At 62.0% G+C, this 24,086-nt stretch carries 19 protein-coding genes; 12 read left to right on the top strand and 7 right to left on the bottom strand.

Translation table 11 applies throughout. The features are described from left to right. Positions 1-12 precede the first annotated feature (12 nt). From AC5WNI_RS13005 to AC5WNI_RS12975, 7 genes are all read left to right on the top strand, one after another. Positions 13-807 (top strand): thymidylate synthase, encoded by a 795-nt coding sequence (locus AC5WNI_RS13005; protein WP_043331428.1) that lies wholly within the window; start codon positions 13-15, stop codon positions 805-807. Further along, positions 804-1,355 (top strand): dihydrofolate reductase, encoded by a 552-nt coding sequence (locus AC5WNI_RS13000; protein WP_253061289.1) that lies wholly within the window; start codon positions 804-806, stop codon positions 1,353-1,355. The genes AC5WNI_RS13005 and AC5WNI_RS13000 overlap by 4 nt, the downstream gene beginning before the upstream one ends. A 103-nt stretch (positions 1,356-1,458) precedes the next feature. Further along, entirely contained in the window at positions 1,459-2,439 is a 981-nt protein-coding gene (locus AC5WNI_RS12995) for a ProQ/FINO family protein (RefSeq protein ID WP_495929208.1), read from the top strand. Between the two features lie 432 nt (positions 2,440-2,871). After that, complete coding sequence (locus AC5WNI_RS12990; RefSeq protein WP_175088495.1) at positions 2,872-3,861, top strand: TRAP transporter substrate-binding protein; 990 nt, start codon at positions 2,872-2,874, stop codon at positions 3,859-3,861. A 97-nt stretch (positions 3,862-3,958) separates the two neighbouring features. Further along, on the top strand, positions 3,959-4,543 hold the full coding sequence (locus AC5WNI_RS12985; RefSeq protein ID WP_175088496.1) for a TRAP transporter small permease: 585 nt from the start codon (positions 3,959-3,961) through the stop codon (positions 4,541-4,543). Continuing rightward, positions 4,540-5,925 carry a TRAP transporter large permease gene (locus AC5WNI_RS12980; protein WP_175088497.1) on the top strand — a complete coding sequence of 462 codons (1,386 nt, stop codon included), beginning with the start codon at positions 4,540-4,542 and terminating at the stop codon, positions 5,923-5,925. The genes AC5WNI_RS12985 and AC5WNI_RS12980 overlap by 4 nt, the downstream gene beginning before the upstream one ends. A gap of 495 nt (positions 5,926-6,420) precedes the next feature. Beyond that, on the top strand, positions 6,421-7,464 hold the full coding sequence (locus tag AC5WNI_RS12975; protein ID WP_175088498.1) for a porin: 1,044 nt from the start codon (positions 6,421-6,423) through the stop codon (positions 7,462-7,464). A 242-nt stretch (positions 7,465-7,706) separates the two neighbouring features. Here the strand turns inward: AC5WNI_RS12975 and AC5WNI_RS12970 are convergent, their stop codons facing one another. The 5 genes from AC5WNI_RS12970 to edd form a co-directional block, all read right to left on the bottom strand. Further along, positions 7,707-8,690, bottom strand: a complete 984-nt coding sequence (locus AC5WNI_RS12970; RefSeq protein WP_175088499.1) for a carbohydrate kinase family protein — start codon at positions 8,688-8,690, stop codon at positions 7,707-7,709. After that, positions 8,690-10,372, bottom strand: coding sequence for a glucose-6-phosphate isomerase (pgi, locus tag AC5WNI_RS12965; protein ID WP_175088500.1), 1,683 nt, complete (start codon positions 10,370-10,372; stop codon positions 8,690-8,692). The genes AC5WNI_RS12970 and pgi overlap by 1 nt, the downstream gene beginning before the upstream one ends. Before the next feature lie 204 nt (positions 10,373-10,576). Further along, positions 10,577-11,455 carry a D-hexose-6-phosphate mutarotase gene (locus tag AC5WNI_RS12960; protein WP_175088501.1) on the bottom strand — a complete coding sequence of 293 codons (879 nt, stop codon included), beginning with the start codon at positions 11,453-11,455 and terminating at the stop codon, positions 10,577-10,579. Positions 11,456-11,492: 37 nt separating this feature from the next. After that, positions 11,493-12,518: a glucokinase gene (gene glk, locus AC5WNI_RS12955; protein ID WP_175088502.1), complete on the bottom strand. Its 1,026-nt coding sequence runs from the start codon at positions 12,516-12,518 to the stop codon at positions 11,493-11,495. Positions 12,519-12,573: 55 nt separating this feature from the next. After that, entirely contained in the window at positions 12,574-14,424 is a 1,851-nt protein-coding gene (gene edd, locus AC5WNI_RS12950; protein WP_175088503.1) for a phosphogluconate dehydratase, read from the bottom strand. A 365-nt stretch (positions 14,425-14,789) separates the two neighbouring features. Here edd and gap point away from each other — a divergent pair, with 365 nt between their 5' ends. From gap to AC5WNI_RS12930, 4 genes are all read left to right on the top strand, one after another. After that, complete coding sequence (gene gap / locus AC5WNI_RS12945) at positions 14,790-15,794, top strand: type I glyceraldehyde-3-phosphate dehydrogenase (RefSeq protein ID WP_175088504.1); 1,005 nt, start codon at positions 14,790-14,792, stop codon at positions 15,792-15,794. Between the two features lie 696 nt (positions 15,795-16,490). Then, entirely contained in the window at positions 16,491-16,934 is a 444-nt protein-coding gene (locus AC5WNI_RS12940; RefSeq protein ID WP_175088505.1) for a hypothetical protein, read from the top strand. 316 nt (positions 16,935-17,250) lie between these two features. Continuing rightward, a complete protein-coding gene (locus tag AC5WNI_RS12935) occupies positions 17,251-19,656 on the top strand; it encodes a PAS domain-containing protein (RefSeq protein WP_175088506.1) in 2,406 nt (801 codons plus the stop codon). A gap of 95 nt (positions 19,657-19,751) precedes the next feature. Further along, the gene (locus tag AC5WNI_RS12930) at positions 19,752-20,618 is read left to right on the top strand and encodes a dienelactone hydrolase family protein (protein ID WP_254626978.1); all 867 of its coding nucleotides are present in this window, start codon (positions 19,752-19,754) and stop codon (positions 20,616-20,618) included. Positions 20,619-20,925: 307 nt separating this feature from the next. Here AC5WNI_RS12930 and pncB read toward each other — a convergent pair whose 3' ends face one another. Together pncB and AC5WNI_RS12920 are read right to left on the bottom strand one after the other, a co-directional pair. Continuing rightward, on the bottom strand, positions 20,926-22,098 hold the full coding sequence (gene pncB, locus AC5WNI_RS12925; RefSeq protein ID WP_175088507.1) for a nicotinate phosphoribosyltransferase: 1,173 nt from the start codon (positions 22,096-22,098) through the stop codon (positions 20,926-20,928). 159 nt (positions 22,099-22,257) lie between these two features. Beyond that, positions 22,258-22,500, bottom strand: coding sequence for a DUF4190 domain-containing protein (locus AC5WNI_RS12920; protein ID WP_175088508.1), 243 nt, complete (start codon positions 22,498-22,500; stop codon positions 22,258-22,260). A gap of 238 nt (positions 22,501-22,738) precedes the next feature. On the opposite strand from AC5WNI_RS12920, the gene AC5WNI_RS12915 reads away from it, so the two are divergent. Further along, the gene (locus AC5WNI_RS12915; protein ID WP_282627758.1) at positions 22,739-24,055 is read left to right on the top strand and encodes a GNAT family N-acetyltransferase; all 1,317 of its coding nucleotides are present in this window, start codon (positions 22,739-22,741) and stop codon (positions 24,053-24,055) included. The last annotated feature ends 31 nt before the right edge of the window (positions 24,056-24,086 follow it).

Raw genomic sequence — 24,086 nt, 5'->3', positions numbered from 1 at the left:
GGACTCGCCACCATGCAACCCTATCTAGATCTGATGCGCCATGTGCTGGAAAACGGCACACAAAAGGGCGATCGCACCGGCACCGGCACCCTGAGTGTCTTCGGCCACCAGATGCGCTTTGATCTGGCCGAAGGCTTCCCGCTGGTCACGACCAAGAAGCTGCACCTGCGCTCGATCATCCACGAGCTGCTGTGGTTCCTGAAAGGCGATACCAACATCGCGTACCTGAAGGAAAACGGCGTGCGTATCTGGGACGAGTGGGCCGATGAAAATGGCGACCTCGGGCCGGTATACGGTTACCAGTGGCGCAGCTGGCCGAATCCGCAAGGTGGTTCCGTCGACCAGATCAGCCAGCTGATCGAGCAGATCAAGACCAACCCGGATTCGCGCCGCCTGATGGTCTCGGCCTGGAATCCGGCGCTGGTGGACGAGATGGCGCTGCCGCCCTGTCATGCGCTGTTCCAGTTCTACGTCGCCGATGGCCGCCTGTCCTGCCAGCTCTATCAGCGCAGCGCGGACATCTTCCTGGGCGTGCCGTTCAACATCGCAAGCTATGCGCTGCTGACCCAGATGGTCGCACAGGTGTGTGGTCTCAAGCCGGGCGAGTTCATCCACACCCTCGGCGATGCCCACCTGTACAGCAATCATCTCGAGCAGGCGCGTGAGCAGTTGACGCGTGAGCCGCTGGCGCTGCCGCAGCTGGTGTTGAATCCGGAGGTCACGGACCTGTTCGACTTCACCTTCGATGACATTGCCATCGAAGGCTATGAATCCCATCCGCATATCAAGGCGCAGGTGGCTGTATGAGCGATAATGAATTCTCTCCGCTGACTGCGGCGGCTGACACCGTCGTGCCCGTCGCGATGATTGCCGCCATGTCGGTCAACCGCGTGATCGGCGTCGACAACCAGTTGCCGTGGTACCTGCCGGAAGACCTGAAGTTCTTCAAGCATGTCACCCAGGGCAAGCCGGTGATCATGGGTCGCAAGACCTTCGCCTCCATCGGCAGGCCGCTGCCCAACCGCCTCAACATCGTGGTCACGCGTGACAGCGAGTTCCATCACGATGGCGTACGGGTCTGCAGTGACCTGGCCGCCGCACTGAGCATGGCGGACCACCACGCGATGATCGAAGGCGTCGATGAGATCATGGTGATCGGTGGCGGTCAGATATACGCCCAGGCGCTGCCAGTGGCGACGCGCCTCTATCTCACCGAGGTTGCGGTCGAGATCGAGGGCGATGCCCATTTCCCGGCGCTGGATGCGAGCTGGCAGGAAGCGCAGCGCGTCCCGGGGGAGAGCGGTGAGGGTCTGCCGGCTTATGACTTCGTGCGTTTCGAGCGCCGCGACGTCTGAGCCACTGGCTGGCCGGCGTGACCTTTACAGTCAGCAGGTACTGACACAGACTGGTGCCAAACGGAACTGCCCATAGCGTGCAAGGGAGGCTCAGGCCTTGACGATGGATCGCCTCGAAGCGCTGTATTCTGCGCTTGAACATGAAGCCGACACACAGCGACAGCAGCGTGACACAGAGCGCCAGGCCCGTACGGCCCTGGAGTCGGAAAATGCCCGCCTGCGCGATGCGCTGGCCCAGCTGGAGCAGCAGGCGGCGTCTGCAGTCACGGCAGATGCCGATGCGCATCAGCGTGCTCTGGCAGAAGCCGAGCGAGCGCTGGCCGCGGAGCGTCATGAGCGTGAGCAGCTCGCTGAGCAGCTCGCGGCGGCGCGCCAGACACTGCAGGAGCAGCAGGCGCAGTTGAACGCGGTGAATGAGGCATTGCTGGCGCGAGATGCGCAATTGCGCGAACTGGCTGAGCAGGCTACAGCGCCGCAACCCTCCGCGAATGTGGAGGCGGGTCTGGCAGCGCAACAGGAGGCTCAGGCAGAGCGTCTGGCCTCAGAGCGCCTGAACGTGAGTCAGCCGGTAGCTGCCGCGCAGACAGCGGCGGCTGCCGACTCGTCCGAGGCTCAGGCACCGCAAGCTCAGGTACCGCAGGAGCAGGAAGCGCATCAGCAGAACGAAGTCACGCAGGGCGAGGCGCAGCAGGCGTCTCGGCCTGAGGCAGCGCCTTCTCCCCATGCGCTGCTCAAGCAGTGGTACAAGCGCTATCCGGATACCTTCTTCAAGGGCCATACCCGGCCGCTGAAGATCGGCATCCATATCGAGCTGCTGGAAAACGAGCCCTGGGATGACAAGCTGGTGCGGCGCGCGCTGGCGGGTTATGTCCATCTGCCGCGGTATCTGAAGGCGGTACGGGCGGGCACGCAGCGCGTGGATCTGTCGGGCCAGTCGGTGGGTGCCGTGACGGAAGATGAAGCACGCCATGCCCGTCAGCAGCTCGATGAGTTGACGCGTCAACAGAAGGCGCGTGAAGAGCAGGCGACCGATCAGCGTATCAGCCACAAGCTCAGCGAGCTGATGACCAAGCATCGTCCCTGAACACCGTCCTTGAACAAAGTCCCTGAGTACCGTCCCTGAGCCCCGTCTCTGAGAATGTGTTGGCAGGTGGTGTGACAGCTGAGGAAGACGCTCGATCGACAATGATCGGTACTAACAGACAAGGCCCCTGTGCGGATTCCCGCACAGGGGCCTTGTCGTTGGTGGGCGGAAATCCGCACAACTCCTCACAAATCGCCGGCGGCCCGCGGAATTCGGCTCACTTGTGCGCGAGTTGTGGGTGAACTGTGCGTTTGCAACTTATTGAATTGTCTGGATTGTCTCGTCTATCTGGCGGCTGTGGCGCAATGCTCGCAGTGTCTCGGCTATCCCTGCTCGCGCCGCACCTCTGCGCGGCTTCGTGTCGGAGCCGCGCAGACGGGATATCGAATGCCCTACAAGACCAACAATATCCGCAATTCAAGAGGATTCGCCATGCGCCTTATCAAGCCAGCCCTGACCGCCCTGAGTGCCGCCATCCTGTTTGCCTCAGCGACGGCCATGGCCGACCCGATCACCATCAAGTTCTCCCATGTGGTGGCGGAAAATACCCCCAAGGGCCAGATGGGCAAGAAATTCCAGCAGCTGGTAGAAGAGCGTCTGGGCGACAAGGTGGAAGTCGAGCTCTACCCCAGTTCGCAGCTGTACGGGGACGACAAGGTGCTGGAAGCCATGCTGCTGGGCGATGTGCAGCTGGCCGCGCCGTCACTGTCCAAGTTCCAGAAATATACCGATCAGCTGCAGGTCTTCGATCTGCCTTTCTTGTTCAAGGACATGGGCGCTGTCGAGCGCTTCCAGAGCAGCGAGACGGGCCAGTCATTGCTGACGTCGCTGGAATCCAAGGGGCTGGTGGGGCTCGGTTATCTGCATAACGGCATGAAGCAGCTGTCCGCGTCATCGCCGCTCAAGACACCGGAGGATGCCGACGGCAAGAAATTCCGCATCATGACCTCCGATGTGCTCGAGGCCCAGTTTGACGCGGTGGATGCCGTCTCGCTGAAGAAGCCGTTCTCCGAGGTCTTCATTCTGCTGCAGACCAAGGCCATCGACGGTCAGGAGAATACCTACTCCAATATCTACTCCCAGAAGTTCTTCGAGGTGCAGCCGTACATCACCGAATCCAACCACGGTGTGCTGGATTACATGGTGGTGTCCTCGGCACGCTTCTGGAATGGCCTGCCGGATGATGTGCGTGGCGAGGTCAAGTCGGCGCTCGATGAGGCCATCGTCTACGGCAACCAGCTCTCCGAAGCCAAGAACATGGAGGCCAAGCAGGCCATCCTCGATTCCGGCCAGAGCGAGATCATCACGCTCGACGATGCCCAGCGTCAGCAGTGGGTCGACGCCATGAAGCCGGTATGGGGCGAGTTTGCCGACGACATCGGTCAGGACATCATCGACGCCGCGCAAGCGGCCAACCAGTAAGCCGTCAGGCCATCCATCACTTGCCCCATCTTGAGCGCCAGAAAATCGGCGATCACGCGTGGGGCAAGTGTCCTTGAGCGACATGAGGATTCTTGCCATGGCACTAAGATGGCTTCACAAGGCGGAAGAGACGCTGTTCTCGCTGCTGCTGGTAGCGATGGTGCTGCTGGTCTTCGTTGAGGTGGTGTTGCGCTTTGTCTTCAATACCGGCATCAGCTGGTCACAGGAAGCCACGCTGTATCTGGCGGGCTGGTTCGTGTTGATCGGCGTGTCCTGGGGCGTCAAGCAGGGCGCGCATATCGGTGTGGATGTCGTGGTCAAGATGCTGCCGGTGCTCTGGCAGCGCGTGGCGACCTTGCTGGCGCTGGCGATCTGCATGGCGTACTGCGTGTTGCTGCTGGTCGGCAGTTATGAATATCTCTCGCTGATGAAGATGATCGGCATCGAGCTTGAGGACATCGCGATTCCCAAGTGGTATGCCCTCACCATTCTGCCCATTGCCATGTTGTTGCTGATGCTGCGCTTTGCGGTACTGGGCTGGAAGGTGATTCGTGGCGATGCCAGTGGCTTCGGCTTTCATGACGAAGGCGAGGACAGCATGCACCTGGTGCAGTCGGATGAGCCGGATGGCCAGGACAACGGCGATGCTGGCCGTGACAGTGATCAGGGAACACCACGATGACCATAGCCACTCTGTTTGCGCTGCTGTTCGGCGGCATCTTTCTCGGCATGCCGATCGCCTTTGCGCTGGGCTTCTCGAGCGTTACCACGATCCTGCTGTTTTCCAGTGACTCACTGGGGTCGGTGGCGATCAAGCTGTTCGAAGCCCTGTCGCATCACTACACCCTGCTGGCGATCCCGTTCTTCATTCTCTCCAGCACCTTTCTCTCGACCGGCGGCGTGGCACGTCGCCTGATCACCTTCGCCACCGACGCCATTGGCCACGTGCGCGGTGGGCTGGCGATGGCCTCCGTATTGGCGTGCATGCTGTTTGCCGCCGTGTCCGGCTCTTCTCCGGCCACGGTGGCGGCCATCGGCTCCATCGTGATCGCGGGCATGGTGCGCCAGGGCTATACCGAGTCCTTCGCGGCGGGTGTGATCACCAATGCGGGTACGCTGGGTATTCTGATTCCACCGTCCATCGTGATGTTGGTGTATTCCGCCGCCACGGAAGTCTCGGCGGCCAAGATGTTCATGGCCGGCCTGATTCCGGGCCTCCTGATGGGCGGTATCCTGATGGTCGCGATCTATATCGCGGCGCGGATCAAGAAGTTGCCGGCTCAGCCTTTCCCTGGCGTACGGGTGCTTGCGCGCTCCGGCCTGATCGCCATGGGCGGTCTGATGTTGATCTTCATCGTGCTGGGTTCGATCTATGGCGGCGTGGCCAGTCCCACCGAAGCCGCGGCCGTGGCCACGGTGTATGCCTGGTTGATCGCCGTGGTGGGCTATCGCGACATGGGGCCCTTGAAGAACGTGCCGTGGCGCAAGGGCAACGAAGCCTGGGGGAGTGCGGGGTTGCGCGCGCTGTGGCAGGTGCCTGCCGGGCTTCTGGGGTCCTTCACCGATCAGGAGGTCAAGAAGGTGGTGCTGGATGGCGCGCGCGTCTCGATGATGCTGCTGTTCATCATCGCCAACGCGATGCTGTTCGCGCATGTCCTGACCACGGAGCGCATTCCGCACACCATCGCCGAAACCATCATCGGCTGGGGACTGCCGGCATGGGGCTTCCTGATCGTGATGAATCTGCTGTTGCTGGCGGCGGGCAACTTCATGGAGCCCTCGGCCATCCTGCTGATCATGGCGCCGATCCTGTTTCCCATCGCGACGCAGCTGGGGATCGACCCGATCCATCTCGGCATCATCATGGTGGTCAACATGGAGATCGGCATGCTGACGCCTCCCGTGGGGCTGAATCTGTTCGTGACGGCGGGAATCACCGGCAAGCCGATGACCTGGGTCATTCGGGCAGCATTGCCGTGGCTGTCGCTGTTGCTGCTGTTCCTGGTGTTGATCACCTATGTGCCGGCGATCTCGCTGTTCCTGCCCAACTGGTTGAGCAGTTGACGATAACTATCTGCAGATCTTGATAGCAGACTCATCAATCAATCACTGGCACAGGGACGGTGCCTTTGATGAAGATAAAGCTGAGAGGAAACCACAGCTTGGCATCAGACAAGCACAGCAGTTGACGGGTATTTGATCTGCGACTTTTGTCGCAAACGAGGTTTTTCCACAATGAATCCGGGATTAACGCTCAGCGATGCGCTCGATGATGCAGAAATCGGCGTCAAGACGCATGGTTGTCATGAATCCTTCATTCGTGGGCCCTAGAGTATGCTCACGCCAGACAACCGACCGATGGATAGGTTCAGGAGTGGTGATCGAAAACAGTGTTTTTTTCTGTTGCACATCCTGAAAGCCCGGTATATGGTTTCCCTGCGAGCATTGGATAATAACTAGGCCACAGAGTTTTAGAGGCGTCATCAAGCGCCCGGAACCTCGGCCACTGCCATCGGCAGACACGATCGAACAGTTAACGCTAGTTAAGGAACTATCGCGATGAAAAAGACACTTCTGGCTACTGCCATCGCCGGCGCTGCTGCCCTGGCTGCTACTTCCGCTTCCGCTGCAACCGTCTACAACCAGGACGGCACCAAGCTGGACATCTACGGTAACGTTCAGCTGGCATACACCTATATTGACCAGCTCGGCGGTGATCCGGAAAGCGAACTGGCCGACAACGGTTCCACCTTCGGTGCCAAGGGCGAGCACAAGATCAACGACGACATCGTCGGTTACTTCAAGGCCGAGTGGGAATACGACGCTGACGAAGCCAAGAGCAGCGAAGGTCTCGACACCGGTGACCAGGCTTATGTCGGCGCCAAGGGCTCTTTCGGTGATGCGCGTATTGGTTCCTGGGATCAGCTGATGGATGACTGGATCCAGGATCCGGTAACCAACAACGAATATTTCGACGTTACCGACTCCAGCAGCAACATCACCGGTGGCAGCACGGTTCGTGAAGGTAACAAGCTGCAGTACATGTCTCCGGTCATGGGTGGCCTGCAGTTCGCCGTCGGTTCCAACTTCGAAGGTGACGGTGAAGACGAGAACGTCACCGATTCCAACCAGGCATCCTTCTATGCCGGTGGTAAGTACACTGTCGGTGGTTTCTCCATCGCTGCCGTGTATGACGATCTGGGCCAGTTCGACGGCGTAGATGACGGTACTGGTGCAAGCCAGGGTGATATCGGTGAGCAGTATGGTCTGACCGCTCAGTACACCGTCGATGCGCTGCGTGTTGCGGTGAAAGCCGAGCGCTTCGCTGCCGATGCTGACAACGCCGATGTCGACTACTACGGTATCGGCGCGCGTTACGGCTACGGCATGGGCGACGTCTACGGTGCCTACCAGTATGTCGATGCAGAAGATGGGTCTGATCTGGCTGTCGAAAATGGCGGCGATGACAGCTTCAACGAATTCACCGTCGGTGCCACCTACAACATCTCTTCCGCGATGTATACCTTCATCGAGTACGCCCAGTACGATCGTTCTGGCGATGCCAGTGACGGCGCTGCAGTCGGCATCTACTACGGCTTCTAAGACGTCTTCAATCGTCTAGCAAGCTAACGAAAGCCGGTCCCTCGGGGCCGGCTTTTTTACGTCTGTCACTTCCGTGATGACTGACTCCTCGTTCGATGAAGGGAGGGTAGTCAGTGCACAAACATGAGCGTCATGACCACGAAAAAGCCCCTTTGATCTGCTGATCAAGGGGGCTTTTATCATGTGCTTTCTGGGAAAATGATAACGCTTGTCTGTTATTCGTCAGCGTTATTGTCCGGCCATCATTTCATGGCGTCGAGGTCTTCACGCTTGGGCAGTGCAGCATAGGCACCCGGGCGAGTCACGGCGAAGGCGCCGCAGGCCGCAGCACGCTCCAGTGCGGCGTTGAGATGACTCTCGTCTTCGCACCAGTCGCTCAGGTTGTCGGCATGGATGCCGGCTTCGCTGAGCGCTGACAGGAAGCCCCCGATGAAGGCGTCGCCACCGGCGGTGGTATCGACCGCCTTGACGGTGGGCGGCGTGATGCTGACGGTCTCGATATCACCGCTCTGCTTGCGCACCAGGGCACGGATCACGCCCGGGCCATCGGTGAGCACGATCAGGCGCACACCGGCTTTCAGACGCGCTTCGAGCCAGTCGGTCTGCGGCTGACTGCCGGTCAGGGCCTCGACCTCTTCCTGGGACAGCTTGAGGATGTCGGCGTTGTCCAGCAGGCGCGTGACCAGGGTCACATCGACCTGCTGGTTCGGCCACAGGTTGTGACGCAGATTGGCATCCACGCTGACCAGAGAGCCTGCCGCACGTGCGCGTGATGCCAGCACGAAGCTGGTGTCCGCGATGCCGGCATCGGTCAGGCTGTTGCTGCACAGGTGGAAGATGGCGGGAGTCGCGAACAGCTCAGGCCCGGCGTGCTCCGGACGGAACAGCAGGTCGGCGGCCGGCGGACGATAGAAGTCGAAGCGGCGTTCACCCTCTTCATCGCGAGACACGAAGGCGAGCGCGGTACGCGCATGGCTGGTGCGCTTGACGTGTTCCATCTGCACGCCATGAGCGCTCAGTTCGTCGTGCAGGAAGTCACCGAAGCTGTCCTGACCCAGCATGCCGACGAAGTGGCTCGGCAGGCCGAGGCGGGCACAGGCAACCGCGACGTTGGCCGGTGCGCCGCCCGCGTAGGGCGTGAAGGTTTCCTGTTCGACGGCCTGGCCGCCGAGCTTGTTGGAGAGCATGTCGACGAGCGCTTCGCCGAACGCGATTACCGGAGTCATCAGGAGGAGGTTTCCTTGCGAGTGGTCGTCGTGGAGCCTTTGGCTTTCTTGCCCGGCTTGTCGTTGCTGTCATCCGCCTGGGTGGCGCCACCGGCAGGGAAGTGCTCGCGGACCAGTGCCAGCAGGCCCTGGGTGGACGGATCGAAGGCCTTCACGTCGGTATCGATGCGCGCACTGATCTCCCCGGCGATGCGCTTGCCGAGCTGCACGCCCCACTGGTCGAAGGAGTTGATGTTCCAGATCACGCCCTGCACGAAGACCTTGTGCTCGTAGAGGGCGATCAGTGCGCCGAGATTGCGCGGGGTCATCTCATCCAGCAGCAGGGTGCTCGACGGGCGGTTGCCCGGGCAATTGTAGTGCGGATCGAGGTTGCTGCCATCCTGGCTGCCTTCCATGAAGGCATTGGCCTGGGCCAGCATGTTGGTGATCAGCGCGAAGTGGTGCTCTTCGGTACCCGGCTCCGGCTTCAGCGAGGCGATGAAGTCGATGGGCACGTAGCGGGTGCCCTGGTGCAGCAGCTGGAAGAAGGCATGCTGACCGTTGGAGCCGGTCTCGCCCCAGACGATCGGGCCGGTCTTGTAGTCCACCGGACGGCCGAAGATGTCGACCGACTTGCCGTTGGATTCCATATCCAGCTGCTGCAGGAAGGCGGGCAGCTGATGCAGGGCCTGGTCGTAAGGCACGATGGCCTGGGTCTCGGCGCCCATGAAGTTGATGTACCAGATGCCGATCAGCGCCATCAGGACCGGCATGTTCTCGGCCATCGGTGCATTGATGAAGTGCTGGTCCATCTCGTGGGCGCCTTCCAGCAGCTCCATGAAGCCTTCGTAGCCGATGGACAGGGCAATGGGCAGGCCGATGGAAGACCACATGGAGTAGCGACCGCCAACCCAGGCCCAGAATTCGAAGACGTTCTCTTCGCGAATGCCGAATTCCTTGGCCGCCTTGCGGTTGGTGGAAGCCGCGACGAAGTGGGCACCGACGTCGGCATCTTCGCCGGCGTGCTCCAGGAACCAGCGGCGCGCCGTCTTGGCGTTGAGCAGGGTTTCCTGGGTGGAGAAGGTCTTGGTGGAGACGATGAACAGCGTGGTGGCCGGATCCAGGCGCTTGAGCACCTTCTGGATGTGGTTGCCATCCACGTTGGAGACGAAGTGGAAATTGATTTCCGGGTGGCGATGCTTGAGCAGCGCTCGGCAGGCCATGTTGGGGCCCAGATCAGAGCCACCGATGCCGATGTTGACCACGTCGCGAATCCGCTGGCCGTCGAAGCCTTTCCACTCACCGCTGCGCACGGCTTCCGAGAAGGCGCGGATCTGCTCGCGCGTCTTGTGGATTTCCGGCATCACGTCCTTGCCATCGACGATGACCGGCGTGTTGGTCTGGCTGCGTAGCGCAGTGTGCAGTACCGGGCGGTTCTCGGTGACGTTGATGATGTCGCCGGAGAACATCTGCGCGCGACGTTGAACGAGTGCAGAGTGCTCAGCCAGTTCGACCAGCGCCTCCATCACCTCATCGGAGATGTGGTGCTTGGAGTAGTCGAGAAACAGGCCGCCCACGCGCAGGCTCATCTTCTCGAAGCGCTTGGGATCCGCCGCGAAGTAATCGCGGATGCGGTCGTTGCGGGTCACCTCGCCCAGCCGGGTCAGCGCCTGCCAGGAAACACTACGGGTCAATTGCAGCATGGAAGTGTCCATCGTATGGGTTGTGGAAGTTCATCGGGGCGGGTCGCATTCTGTGGCGGCCCGACGCACGCTTGTAGGCTAGGCGAGAGTCACTGTCAGCCGCGAGTCATGTCGATGACACGATTCAGGCGCAAAGCGCTCTCGGTTGGTCGACAAGGTGCGCAAGGTGCCGGCCACGCCGTGAGCCACGTGGCCGGCTGTCATTCACACGCCGCTTGCCTCATCACCGCTCAGCGGTGAGATGTGCTGAGCCAGCAGATGCTGAGCGCCCGGCGGCAGCCAGACCGGATCGAGACGCGTGCAGGCGGTCTCGACACACAGGAAGCTGCGCGCATTCTCGACGCTGGTGTCGGCCGGCGGCGCGTCACCGGGATGCCAGACCACCGTGGAGTCAGAGCCCTGCTTGGCGATGCGCAGCTGACGCTTGCCGTCCTCGAGCACCTGAACCTGGCTGGTCTGGTAGATGCGGTCCAGCGGGCCGCGCACGCCCAGTTCGCCCTGCTGGTCGAAGCGCGAGAAGTCCTGGCGCTTGTCCAGGTAGCTGGCGCCGGCCAGACCGGTGACACGACACGCGAAGGCATTCGGCACTGCGAAGTAGGTATGCAGCGCGCCGGTCATCTTGACGGGGGCGTCGCCACGGTTTTCCGTGATCAGCTCGACCTTGAGGAAGCGGCGGCTGGCAAAGATCACCACACGCGGAGAGAGGGCGGCATGCAGCGCTGAGACCGGTGAGGCATGGATCTCGACGCCTTCCTCTTCCTCGTCCACCGCATCGATGCGCCAGTCGGCCTTGCGAGCGGGGCCGTGCAGTTCGCTTTCGCCTTCGGGGAACTCATCCGCGAACCAGGGCCAGCACAGCGGAATGCCGCCGCGAATGCTGCCCGGCAGGGAGGCGGGCGTTTCCGTCACCCACAGCCAGGGAGAATCGCCCGTCGGCTGATAGTGCAGCACCTGAGCCCCCTGGTGGCAGACCACCAGCTCGCCCCACGCCTGGTTGAGGATCAACAGCGAGCGGCCCTGCCATTCGACAGTGCGTTGGCCAGCGGTGTCGGCGATCAGTTCGCGCAGACTTTCGGGGATCATCTCGAGCTACCTCGATGGTTCAGGAGGTGACAATGCATCATGTCACCTCTTCATTGTGCAGAGCCTCGGCGGCGCCCAGCAGGCCGGTCCACGGCGCGGTCACCACCCAGGTGGGTATCGCGGCATTGTAACGGCTCAGACGATTCTTGTCGGTGAAGGCGTGGCGGAAATCGCTGCGCATCAGCAGATCCAAATTGCGCGGCAGCACGCCACCGCACAGATAGACACCGCCGCGTGCCCCCAGTGTCAGGGCTGCATCGCCGGCCACCGCACCAAGAATCTTCATGAAGCGCATCACCGCCTCGAGTGCCAGTGCCTCGCTCCTGATGGAGGCTTCATCTTGCACTGCCGCCGCATGGGCGGCCTGGCTGACGCTGGCGGCACTGTCGAGAGGCGTCGCCATGCCGCGAAGCTCGCCCAGGGCCTGATAGATCTCGAGCATGCCCTGGCCACACAGCAGGCGCTCCACCGAGACGCGACCATGGCGACGTCGGAAGATGCCGAGCAGGCCATCCTCGATCTCGTCGGTGGGGGCGAAGCTTGCATGCCCCCCTTCGGTCGCGAGCGGAATCCAGTTGTGCGTGCCGCGTACCAGCCCCGCGACACCCAGCCCGGTGCCGGGGCCGATCACCAGGCGTGGCGAGGCCGCATCGCCACTACCTTCGGTGAGCTCCTCACCGATGGCCAGGCGTTCGCTGGCCGCGATGTGTGGCACGCCCAGCGCCATGGCGGTGAAATCATTGAGGCACTTGAAGCGCTCGAGCCTCAATGATTCGCGCACCTCGCGCTTGAGAAACGTCCAGTGATTGTTGGTCATGCTGACGCGTTCATCATGCACGGGGCAGGCGAAGGCCAGGCAGGCCTCGACGGGTTGCTCGGCCTCTGACAGGCCCAGCATCCGATAGTAGGCCTGGATGGCCTCCTCGAGTCCGGCATGCTCGGCGCAGGCGAGCGTCTGGATGTGCTGCAGGGTGTGGCTGCCCGACTGGACAAGTGCCAGCCGGGCATTGGTGCCACCGATATCGCCTACCAGAGCAAGGCGATGGGAGGTGTTGCGGGTCATCGTCCGGCATCCTTCCTTTGCGTCAGTGCCTCAGGAGAGTGACAGGGTGTGCCCATCACATCAGGTCGTGGCCGCTGCCCGGCAGGTCGCCGTAGCCAGCAAAGCTGGAAGCGCCTTCCTCGGCGCCGCCGACCAGTGAACGCATGCCGGAGAACAGCTCGCGGCCCAGGCCGTGATGGTAGCTGTCGCGAGTGATGGTCGCGGCCTCGCGCTCGGCCCATTCGGCTTCATCTACCAGCGCCGTGAGGGTGCCGGCATTGGCGTCCAGACGGACCACGTCACCTTCGCGCAGGCGTGCCAGCGGGCCGCCATCGAGCGCTTCCGGCGTCATGTGGATGGCGGCCGGGACCTTGCCCGAGGCGCCGGACATGCGGCCATCCGTCACCAGTGCGACCTTGAAGCCGCGGTCCTGCAGGATGCCGAGGTAGGGCGTCAGCTTGTGCAGTTCCGGCATGCCGTTGGCGCGCGGGCCCTGGTAGCGCACCACGGCGACCATGTCCTGCTCCAGCTCGCCGGCTTCGAAGGCGGCCTTGAGCTCATCCTGATCGCTGAACAGCTTCACCGGTGCCTCGACGAGACGATGCGCTTCCTTGACGGCAGAGACCTTGATCACGCCGCGGCCAAGGTTGCCGTCCAGCACGGTCAGGCCGCCTGTCGGGGCGAAGGGGTTGGCCACCGGACGCAGCACATCTTCGTCGAGGCTGTCGGTGGGGCCGTCCTTCCAGACCAGCTTGCCGTTCTCGAGGAAGGGCTCGCGGACATAGCCGGCCAGGGTGCCGCCGTCCTGGGTGGGGATGTCGTGGAGTAGACCCGCCTTGAGCAGTTCACGGATCAGGAAGCTCATGCCGCCGGCCGCCTGGAAGTGATTGATGTCGGCCTGGCCGTTCGGGTAGATGCGCGTCAGGCTCGGCACCACCGCGGATAGCTCGGTGAAGTCATCCCAGGTGATGGTCACGCCCGCAGCGCCGGCCATCGCGACCAGGTGCAGGGTGTGGTTGGTGGAGCCGCCGGAGGCCAGCAGGCCGACCATGGCATTGACGATGGCGCGGGCATCGATCTGGCGATAGAAGGGACGGTAATCGCCGCCGACTTCACTGTTGCGGATGGTCTGCTCGGCAGCGTGACGCGTCAGGGCGTCGCGCAGCGGGGTGCCCGGATTGACGAAGGACGCGCCCGGCAGGTGCAGGCCCATCAGCTCGACCATCAGCTGGTTGGAGTTGGCGGTGCCATAGAAGGTGCAGGTGCCCGGGCTGTGGTAGGACGCGGACTCGGCTTCCAGCAGCGCATCGCGACCGACCTTGCCTTCGGCGAACAGCTGGCGGACACGCGCCTTCTCGTTGTTGGGCAGGCCGGAGGGCATCGGGCCGGCCGGCACGAACAGCGTCGGCAGGTGGCCGAAGCGCGCGGCGGCGATGAACAGGCCCGGGACGATCTTGTCGCACACGCCGAGGAACAGCGCGCCATCGAACATGTTGTGCGACAGGCCGACAGCAGCGGCCATGGCGATCAGGTCACGCGAGAACAGCGACAGCTCCATGCCCGGCTGGCCCTGGGTCACGCCATCGCACATCGCGGGCACGCCGCCGGCGAACTGGGCGGTGGAGCCCATCGCCTGGACGGCTTCCTTGATGATGCGCGGATAGTCCTCGAAGGGCTGGTGGGCGGACAACATGTCGTTATATGACGAAATAATGCCCAGGTTGGCCGAGTTCATCAGCTTGAGACGATTCTTGTCGGTCTCGCCACAGGCGGCAAAGCCGTGCGCCAGGTTGCCACAGGAGAGCTCGGAGCGGTGCACGCCGCGGCGCTGCTGGCTTTCCATCAACTGCTCATAGGCGGCGCGGCGTTCGCGGGAGCGGTCGATGATGCGCTGGGTCACGTGCTCTACGGTCTGGTTGACTGACATGCTCTTACCTCATGTATCAGGCGGCGCAGGGCGCCGAGGCTGGCGAAAGAAAGCGTTTCCCGCTGTGTGGGCGTGCTGCTACCCGGCGACGCTATCCAGTGGTGATGGCGGTGTAAAGCCTCTCGCATCACCCGTGTCGTGTCGTTGGGTTGCCGGGGTAGCCTACAGTAGCGTGTCATGGCGCTCGAGAAACGGTTTTGTTCGGAATATTCGGTAAATTTAACAAAAAAACTGCTTGAAGACTGGACGACTTTCGGCCAAATTATGGGAAAAGCGTGTAGGATAATTTCATGGAACGTATTGCAAGCTAGCGTTCTTCGATCAGGTCTGGTCCTGCACCCGCCATACGCCACAGGAGTTGAGTCATGACATTACGCGTCGCCATCAATGGTTTTGGTCGCATCGGTCGCAACGTGCTGCGTGCGCTGTATGAAGGTCAGTACAACGATCGTATCCAGGTCGTCGCCATCAACGATCTGGGTGATCCGAAGCTCAACGCTCACCTGCTGAGCCGCGATACCGTCCACGGCCGTTTCGCCGAAACCGTCTCGCACGACGAGGAGAATCTGTTCGTCGGTGACGACAAGATCCGCATCCTGGCTGAGCGTGACCCGGCCCAGCTGCCGTGGTCCAGCCTGGGCATCGACCTGGTGATGGAATGCACCGGTCTGTTCACCAAGCGTGCTGCCGCTGCCAAGCACATCGAAGCCGGCGCCAAGCGTGTGCTGATTTCCGCGCCGAGCGGCGATGCCGATGCGACCGTCGTGTTCGGCGTCAACGAAGATGTGCTGAAGGCTGAGCATCAGGTCGTCTCCAACGCGTCCTGCACCACCAACTGCCTGGCGCCGGTCGCCAAGGCGCTGAATGATGAAGTCGGCATCGAGAATGGCCTGATGACCACCATTCACGCCTACACCAACGATCAGAACCTGTCGGATGTCTACCACTCCGACCCGTACCGTGCCCGCAGCGCGACCCATTCCATGATCCCGACCAAGACCGGTGCCGCTGCGGCAGTGGGTCTGGTGCTGCCGGAACTGAACGGCAAGCTTGATGGTCTGGCGATCCGCGTGCCGGTGATCAACGTGTCACTGGTCGATCTGACCTTCACCGCGTCGCGTGATACCTCCATCGAAGAGATCAACGCCATCGTGGCCAAGGCCGCCGAAGGTTCCAGCGTGCTGGCCGTCAACGAGCTGCCGCTGGTGTCCATCGACTTCAACCACGATGCACACTCTTCCACCTTCGACAGCAATCACACTCGCGTCAGCGAAGATCGCCTGGTCAAGGTCATGGCGTGGTACGACAACGAGTGGGGCTTCTCCAACCGTATGCTTGACACTGCGCTGGCGATGCAAGCCGCCAAGTAACCGCTTGATGAGCCCCGCGCGGCCCTTGATCCATGAACGATCAAACGACAAGGCCACACGGGGCAGCAAGAATTCGGGGGGGCTGTCAGTCTGTCGGCAAGACAGCAGGGCAGGCTCCCAACAGGTGAGGACGAGTGGCCCGAGGGTTCTCGCGTCGCGCTAAGGCTCCACGGACAAGGCAATGCCATTCGTCCCCTTTGAATCGGTGGTCGGTCAGGGTTGGCGCCAAGACCGGCTTCGATGCTGCTCGGAATGACATCGCGTCATCCATTCTTGAACCTCTCCCAATGGGAGAGGTTTTTTTTGCGCACCATGAAAGTGCTAGAGCTGCTCCAGGGCGCAAGGTGTCGTTGCCTTGCGTCAGTGGCGTGGTCTTATGGCAACTTTTCTGAGCACGATCGCGACAGGATTGGTTCAGGTGGTGTGAAACGTGCGCTGATACGTCGAGAAAGGTGGGCAACATGTCGTCATCGTAATGCACGGTCGAGTGAAATTAGCGAAACTGTGGCGGTGTGTTACACTTCGCATCTGTTGGCCTTGCGTCCATCGGTGAGCCAGGTCATGACAACGTCAAATCATGCAGGCGGTCATATGGCCTGTGAGTGATCCATTGTTGTGCGCAATTCAGGGAAGGTATTGCCACACTGCCGCACACTCTCCGGCAGTTATCTCGACTTCCACAGCAGGCTGTCTCAGATGCACGATGCCATCCGCGAAGCTCATGAATTGATCGGTGCTACCTTGCGTGACCCGCGTACCCAGCGCGAGGGCAAGGTCGTGGGTATGGACCTGGGGCGTGAGCAGCCGGCGATCTATGTGCTATGGCAGGAAAGTGCCGCAGCGGAGCGCATCGGCATGGAGCCGGATGATTTTCGCGCGCTTCTCGAGCACCTGCGAGCGCGGCTGCCGGTCAAGGCGCCTTCGGCCCGGCAGGACAAGGACAGCAGGCAATCGCGGCGTCACAAGCGCAAGGCCTCGCGCGCGACTGCCCAGCCGGCTGGCGAAAGCAACGAAGGCCGCAGCGGAACACCTGATGCCTCGCCGTCAGGCTCCGAACCGGTGACCTCTCGTGCTGCGTCTTCCCGCCCGTCTTCTTCTGCGCTCATCGACGATGCCATGCCGCGTTCCGCGCAAGGCTAGATCTTTCCCATGCCAGCTCCGCTCAAGGGCAGGTCTGATCAAGGTGAGTCCCCAAAAAGCCCGAAGCTTATGCTTCGGGCTTTTTGCATGCATGAGTTTTCCCCTTGGGCGCCGCTTGCGTGATATTCGCCCACAACATTGCGCGTCCGCTGCCGATAAGAGTGATAGTCAGACGCAAGAAGGAAAGGTCGCAGTCGTTCATAAGCCGTCATCTGCCCGGATCTTCGCGCAACCAAGCGTTGGGGGTGCTGCTGGCTGCCAGCGTCATGGATAGGGCATTCTTGGGCAAGCTGCATGACAGAAAAGGGGTTTCACGTTGGCTGAATCATTCGCGGATAGTCGTTTGCTGCAGCATCATTATGCTGTCGTGGCAGATGTGTTGTTCACGCTCAGTGCTGATGGTCAGCGCCTGATTGCCATGAATGCAGCGGCGGAACGCCTGCTGGGATATACGGTGCGGGATTTTCTCAAGCAGCCGGAGCTCTGGCTTTCGCTGGTGATCACCGCCGACCGGCAGCGGTTGAGTGACTTTCGCGCCTCGATGGGGCAGGTCGAGCGCACGACGTATCGCATGCGCGACCGCAGTGGGCAGCTGTTGTTGCTCGAGGAATGTCTGTGGAGTTCCGGCGTTGGGCATCCGCTGTGTGGTCGAGTGACGGATATCACGCAGCGTGACAAGGCCAATGAGCAGGAGCAGCAGCTGGAACGTGCCTATCGTCTGATGATGGTGCGCAGTCGTGACCCGATGGCGATCCTGTTGCTCAAGGATGAAAGACTGGTGATCAGTCATGCCAACCCGGCCTGGCACCTCTATCACGACGCGGCCTGTGCACATTCCCGCCTCTCGCTTGAGTATCTCTACCTTCCACATGTCCTGCGTAGCCTGGAGAGAGCCGACCCCTGGCAATGCGATATCAGCCTGTCGCTGCCGCGGGGGGAATCCAGGTTGTCCGTGCAGATGGTCAGTCTGGGGCGCTCACTCGCCGACGAGGGGCGTCAGGTGGCCGTGATGGCGCGCGACATCACGCAGGTACATCAACGTCTCGAACATGTGGTCGATCAACAGCAGCGTCTGGCGCGGCGGGTGGATGAGACGCCCGGCGCGCACTACGCGACCGGTGGTGAATGGCCGCCAGAGGAATTGGAGTATCTGTCGGCAGGCAGCGAGGCGCTCACCGGGCTTTCACATGATCTGCTGATGGCAAGCCCGGGCCTCTGGCAGGCCCGGCTGGTGCCGGATGAGCTAACCACCTGCCAGCAGCGCTTCGGTGAGGCCGTGCGGGAGCGCCATGGTCGTCTGAGTCTGTGTTACGCCTTCGTGCATGTGGATGGGCGCAAGCGCTATCTCCAGGATGACATGCAGCTGAGCTACTCTCCGGCGGGAGAGGTCACCGCCGTGCTCGGCAAGCTCAGTGACGTCACCCAGCGCGAAGCGCATCGGCGCCAATTGGACAACCTTGTCCAGCAGATGCGCGGCGTCCTCTTCCAGTGCCGCCTGAGCCAGGAGGGCGAGCTGCGTTATACCTACCTATCACCTGTCGCCTCGCAAGTGCTGGGGCTCGACCCGCAGGCCGTCATCGACGACCCCATGCTGCTGTTGACGCGCATCGCGGGTCACGAGAGAGAGCAGCTGCTCGTGTCACTGCAGACCAGTGCCCGGCAGCAATCGCCCTGGGAGGCGGAGATACGCTATCAGCATCCGGATGGTCAGGAACGCAGGCTGGCTTGTGTCGGGCTGCCGCAGATGATCGACTCCCCCGAGGGCGGCGTGATCTGGAATGGTTATTGCGACGATGCCACCGCCCGTTACCGTATCGAGGATGAGCTGCGCCAGAGCGAGGAGCGCTATCGCTTCATCCTCAACTCCGTCAGCGATCTGGTCAGCATCGAGGACTCCCACGGCATCTGCCAGTACATCAGCCCCTCGGTGGAAAAGCTCTGCGGCTATCGCCCTCAGGAGATCATCGGCCAGGAGATCAAGCAGCTGATCCACCCCGATGACATGATGCGCATCGCGCAGGAGGTCCATCGTGCCGCCTGTCTCGGCGAGGTATTCCGAATCGACTTCAGGATCCAGCACAAGGCCGGGCATACGCTGTGGTTCGAGTCGATCTCGACGCCCTCGATGGACCCCGTCACCGGGCGTTATCAGCGCGTGCTGTCGGTGTCACGCAACATTCATGAGCGCAAGCTGGTCGAACAGCGCCGTGAGCATGAGGCGATGACGGACGCCATGACGGGCGCCATGACGCGAGCCAGCTTCCTCGACACGCTCGATACCCTGCTGAGCTCGTCATCGCGGGAGCAGATGGCGTTGATCCTGTTTGATATCGACCACTTCAAGCGTGTCAATGACACTCACGGCCATGCGGCGGGTGATCAGGTGCTGATCAGTCTTGGCGAGACATGTCGTGCCCAACTGCGGCGCGATGACTGCTTTGCGCGCCTTGGCGGCGAGGAGTTTGCCGTCCTGCTCACCGATGCCGGTACCGCCACCGGTGTCGGAATGGCCGAGCGCCTGCGACAGCAGATCGCGGCGCTGGAGGTGCGCTTCAAGTCGTTGACACTGCGCTGCACCATCAGCATGGGAGTAGCGACACCCCAGCCGGGGGAGACCCGGGATGGCTACCTGCACCGTGCCGATATGGCGCTCTACAGTGCCAAGCGCAGTGGTCGCGATCGGGTGGTGCTGGCATCGCAGTCCTTGAACGAGGACAATTGAGTCAACGCCGGTGATCAACCGGACACACCTGCAGCCGATGTCTCGGGTTGTGGATCGCGTCATGCAAGTGGATCACGTCATACAAGGAGTGGGCGATGCGAATGTTACGTGGCTGGTGCGCTGGCACCTTGTTGTTTGCGCAGTCGGTATTTTCCGCCGGACAGGCCATGGCCGCCGAGGATGCACCGCTGGTCAATCGTCTCGAGGGGCCGCAGGTGGTGACGGAGACGGTGACCTATCGAGCCAATGGTGAGGAGCACGTAGGCCTGATAGCACGCGATGCCAAGGCGCAGGGGCGCCGACCCGGCATCCTGCTGGTGCATGAGTGGTGGGGCTTGAACAGCTACGCCCGCAAGCGCGCCGAACAGTTGGCAGGACTGGGCTACGTGGTCATGGCCGTCGACATGTATGGCGGTGGGCGCACGGCCGAGCACCCCAAGGAAGCCGGTGCCTTCTCCTCTGCGGTGATGAGTGACTGGCCGAAGGCCGAATCCAGCTTCAATTCGGCGCTGGCGGTGCTGCGCTCACGTCCGGAGGTCGATGGCGAGCGCATGGCGGCGATCGGCTACTGTTTCGGCGGTGCCGTGGTGCTCAACATGGCGCTGACCGGAGCGCCGCTCAAGGCGGTCGTCAGCTTCCATGGCAGCCCGTCGATTGCCGTGACGGAGCCCGAGCCGTTTGCCGGCCGGGTCGTGATCCAGAATGGCGCGGCAGATACGCTGGTGCCGCAGGAGGATCTCGACAAGCTGGTCGCGACCTTCCAGTCACTCGAGACGCGCACCACGTTGATCCAGTATCCGGGCGCCAGGCACGCCTTCACCAATCCGGAGTCGGATGCCAAGGCGGCCAGGTACGATCTGCCGCTGGGCTATGACGCGGCCGCGGATTCGGCTTCGTGGCAGGTCATGCTCAACCTCTTCAATGAGGTCTTCAAGACACCGAAGAAATCCGTCAAGACCTGATGCGTCAAGGCCTGAGCTGCAAGGCCTGAGCTGCAAGACCTGAGCTGCAAGGCCTGAGCTGCAAGACCTGAGCTGCAAGGCCTGAGCTGCAAGACCTGAGCTGCAAGACCTGAGCTGCAAGACCTGAGACGTCGAGACCTGAGCCGCCGTCACCGGTGCTGAAGGTGATCGACATGAAAAAGCCCGCCCGGGAAGTTTCCGGGCGGGCTTTTTCATGGGGCTTTTCCAGAGGCTGTTTCATCAGCCTGTTTCAAGATCTCTGGCAGGAGGCCATGGCAGGGCGTTCAGCGATCGCTGAGCGCGCGCCTCAATCCAGCTCCTTGAGCGACAGCACCTGGTGCGCCAGACGAATCATGTCGGGGTCGCCGGTGTGTTTGCTCGAGACATCCGACAGCTTTATCACCGGCACCCACTCCTGACCCTCGGGGCGGGCTTCGGTCATCTTGATCACCATTTTCATCGGCTGCGGGCCGACATCATTGGTGAAGTTGGTACCGATGCCGAATGACATGCCGATACGCCCGGCGCAGTAGCGCACGATGCGATCGACCTTGTCGGTGTCCAGACCATCGGAGAACACGATGGTCTTGGTCTTGGGGTCGATCCCCAGCGACTCATAGTGACGGATGGTGGTCTCGGCGAACTCGATGGGATCACCACTGTCGTGGCGCACGCCGTCAAACAGCTTGGCGAACTTCTTGTCGAAGCTCTTGAAGAAGGCCTGGCTGGTGAAGGTGTCAGACAGGGCGATCCCCAGGTCACCGCGATAGACCTTGACCCAGTTCTCCAGCGCCAGGATGTTGGCCATCTTGAAGCCGAAGCGCGCGGCATGAAACATGAACCACTCATGGGCGTGCGTGCCGATCGGCTTGATGCCGTGGCGCTGCGCCATGTGCACGTTGCTGGTGCCGATGAAGCAGCCACGGCCGTGGTCCTTGAGGCCCGCGACCACCTTGTCGTGCACATCGTAGGAGTGCCGACGACGAGTACCGAATTCCGCCACGCGGATGCCGAGTCGCTTGTAGTGCTCGATCTTGGCCAGGGTGCTGTCGCGCAGGGCCTGATCGCTGTCGCGTTGATCTCCGCCCAGCTGATACCAGAGCTCGCTGATCATCGCCATCAGCGGGACTTCCCACAGGATGGTGCGATACCAGTAGCCTTCGATATGCACCTCCAGCTCATCACCGGTCTGGGTGATGGTGATTTCGGAGGGATCGAAGCGGAAGCCCGCCAGGAAGTCGCGATAGGTCGGGTCCAGGAAGGGGCAGTGAAGCTCGAGGAAGGATTTCTCTTCCACGCTCAATGCCAGTTCGGCCATGCTGTCCACCGCCATGCGCAAGGCCTCGCCGAACCCCGGCGGGAACGAATGCTCGCCACGGTTGATGAAGGCGTAGCGAGCGCGCGCATACGGAAACAGCTTCACCACGGCGTTCTGCATGGTGAACTTGTAGAAATCATTATCGAGAATCGAGTACAACATCGAGGCTCGCTCAGTATCAAGGCGGCTCGGGGGAACCGGAATCGCTGGCAGGGCAGGCGCTGCGAGAGGCAGGCATGTCCCGCTGGCACGGGGAAGCAATGTCGGCGCATTATCCGTGCAGGCGCGCTGCACGTTCAAGCCGGAGTGCCCAGGCGCAGGTCAGGTGCTGAAGGCCATGATGCCGAACATGGTCAGCATCATGCCGCCGAACATCAGCAGGCCGGCCAGCGACAGGGCGATCAGCAAGTAGCCGAGAATCAGACCGGCCAGGGCCCAGCTGTCACCGGCTTCGCCACTGCAGCGGATCTGGCTGCGCGCGATGTGGCCACACACGACGCCACCAAGAGCCGCAGGTGCGAGCAGGCAGCCGAGCACGCTCAGGGCGAAGGCGGCTACTGCCATGAGATTCGTGCTGGCATGAGTGTCCTGCGCGGGCGGGGTTGGCGCATAGGGCCCTTGGGAGGACTCTTGAGCGCTCCCCCGGGTCTGTGTGCCGCTCGTGGACGTGTCGTCGGGCGGCGTGGGAGTCTCTGTCATGTGGGTCTCGTTGTCCTGCATCATGACGACACACTAGCATGTCCTGGGATATGCGGCATGTCTGCACCAGCGGTGGGCATGGCAAGACCATGAGGAGAGTACGGTGACAGGGCGATGGCAGGCAGAGGATGAGGCAGCTCAGGCGGTGACAGGGGCGGCGCCAGACCAGCAGCAGGCTGCGAGCACCGCAGATGCCGCAGAGAAACAGGGCTGGCGTCTGGAGGTGCTGGGTTCCCTCGATGCCGTCACCGCCAGTGAATGGAATGCGCTGGCAGGCGATGGATATCCCTTTCTGCAGCATGCCTATCTGAGCGCGCTGGAAAGCTGCGGTGCGGCCAGCGCCGCCAGTGGTTGGCACCCTGCCCATCTGGTGGTGCGAGATGCTGAAGGTCGCTTGCTGGCGGGGCTGCTGCGCTATCTCAAGCTGCACTCGCGTGGCGAATATGTGTTCGACCAGCAATGGGCGGAGGCCCTGGAGCAGGCCGGTGGGCGCTATTACCCCAAGCAGTTGACTGCCGTACCGTTCACTCCCAGCGACGGCCCACGCCTTGTCACCTCGCCGCAGTTGACGTCGCCCGCCGCCCGGCGTGCCTTGCTTGAGTGGTTGTGGCCGCATCTCAAGGCCGGCATCGCGCCCGCGGCTGAGCCGGGTAGCGCGCTGCGTCGCTATGAGCACAGCGGGTTTCATCTGCTGTTTGTCTCGGCAGAGGAGCGGCAAGACTGGCAGGCGGCGATTCCGGAGCTGATTTCGCGTCCCGGGATGCAATATCACTGGCAGTCACGCGGCGAGCCGGACTTTGCCACCTGGCTTGAGAGTCTGCGCTCCAAACGGCGCAAGGAGATCCGTCGCGAGCGGCGCAAGGTCGCCGAGCAAGGCTTCACGCTGGCAAGGCTCGAGGGGGCGCAGATTGGCTCTGATGATATCGAGGCCTTCTACCGCTGCTACTGCATGACCTATCTCGAGCGCGGGCAGCGGCCTTATCTGCCGCTCGATTTCTTCCAGCAGCTCAGGCGCAGCATGCCCGAGCGGTTGCTGCTGGTGCAGGCGCGTGATGAGCAGGGCACGCCGGTAGCGGCAGCCTTGTGTCTGATCGGCAATGATTGCCTGTATGGTCGTTGGTGGGGCAGCGAAGTGCATGCCGACTGCCTGCACTTCGAGGTCTGCTATTACCAGGGGCTCGAATTCTGTCTACAGCGAGGGCTCAAGCGCTTCGACCCCGGCACTCAGGGGGAGCACAAGATCAGCCGCGGTTTCGCGGCGTATGCCACCGGGTCGCTGCATTGGCTGATGCATCCCGGGCTTCAGGAGGCGGTGGCAGAGGCGGTCGAGGAGGAGGCGCGCTGGCTCAGCAAGGCGCGTCAGCAGGTGACGGCAATGTTGCCCTACCGGGAGCCCGCTCCCCGACCAGGGCAGGAGTGATGATCCTCAGTCTCCGTCACTGCTATCCGCT

Source organism: Cobetia sp. PDI-12MA (assembly GCF_059507695.1).
The sequence above is the reverse complement of the archived record's forward strand: the minus strand, read 5'-3'. Positions and strand labels throughout refer to the sequence as shown.